Here is a 1,084-nt window from a genome sequence, read left to right as displayed (position 1 = left end):
CCGTCAGGTACGGGTAGGTGCCGCGGACTCCGCCGCCGTGCCGGAGCGCCTCGGCGACGGCGTGCAGGTAGGCGGCCAGGCCGGGCCAGGAGTCGGTGAAGTCGCCGCCGCCGGAGTGCCCGGCCCAGCCGAGGCGGCCGCAGGACGGGCCGGGGCGCAGGTCGAGGACGTGGGCGTGGCCGCCGGCGTCCTCGGCCCAGGGCAGCCAGCGCGGGTGCCACCACGGTTCGTCGTCCCAGGGACGGGTGGTGAAGCCGTCGACGTCGGCGGCGTCTTCCATGCGCATCCGCCGGTGCTCGACGATGGCGGCCGCGCCGAGCGGGGACTGCTCGGGCAGCAGTGTCGTCCACTCGGTGGCGCCGTCGTGGCAGCGCAGCGATGCGCGCAGTTCGGCGGGCAGTGGCAGGCCCAGGGCCTCTTCGGCGGCGGCCAGTTCGGCCGGGTCGGCGGGCGGGCGCAGCAGCGCGAGGTCGGCGGGGGCGTGCCGGGCCAGCCAGCTGTCGATGCGCCGCCAGGAGTCGGCGACCGGGGGTGCGGGGTGCGTGGTCACGGCGACCATCCTGCCGGTCGGCGGTGCTGTCGGCGGCGTCGGCTACGGTCGGTGCGCGGTGGACGGCCCGTCCGCGGGCGGGAGCCCGGACGTGGCCGGCCCGCGGGGGCTTGAGAGGATCACCCCGTACCTGCCGCCCGCCCGTCCGCTCGTCCAGCCGCCCGTCTGCCCCGAGGATCGCACGATGCCCGTTTCGACCGCCGACCGTCCCGACATGCAGCGCCCGCCCGCCGAGGTGCGCTTCGCGGAGGAGTTGGCGGTGCTGCGCGAGCGGGACGGGGACCCGCGGCCGCCGGGGTGGGAGTTGAGCCTGCGGGCGGCGCGCAGTTTCGTGGTGGGGGACGAACGGGCCGGGATCAGCCGGAAGTTCGTGGGGAACGCGGCGCTGGTGGAGCGGGCGCTGGTGACGCTGGCGACCGACCGCGGGCTGATGCTGGTGGGCGAGCCGGGGACGGCCAAGTCGCTGCTGTCGGAGCTGATCGCGGCGGCGGTGAGCGGTACGTCCACGCTGACGGTGCAGGGCGGGGCGGCGAC

2 protein-coding genes are annotated in these 1,084 nt (G+C 77.1%); one reads left to right on the top strand and one right to left on the bottom strand.

The window, feature by feature from the left end; all coding sequences use genetic code 11:
- On the bottom strand, positions 1-550 hold a 550-nt coding region (locus tag ACFUEL_RS39910; protein ID WP_380243157.1), incomplete at its 3' end, for an SMI1/KNR4 family protein.
- Between the two features lie 184 nt (positions 551-734).
- On the opposite strand from ACFUEL_RS39910, the gene ACFUEL_RS39905 reads away from it, so the two are divergent.
- The coding region (locus tag ACFUEL_RS39905; protein WP_380243155.1) for an AAA family ATPase at positions 735-1,084 on the top strand (350 nt) is incomplete at its 3' end.

The organism is Kitasatospora sp. NPDC057198, from assembly GCF_042670125.1.
Classification (GTDB): Bacteria; Actinomycetota; Actinomycetes; order Streptomycetales; family Streptomycetaceae; genus Kitasatospora.
This window is presented reverse-complemented; position numbering and strand designations above follow the sequence as displayed.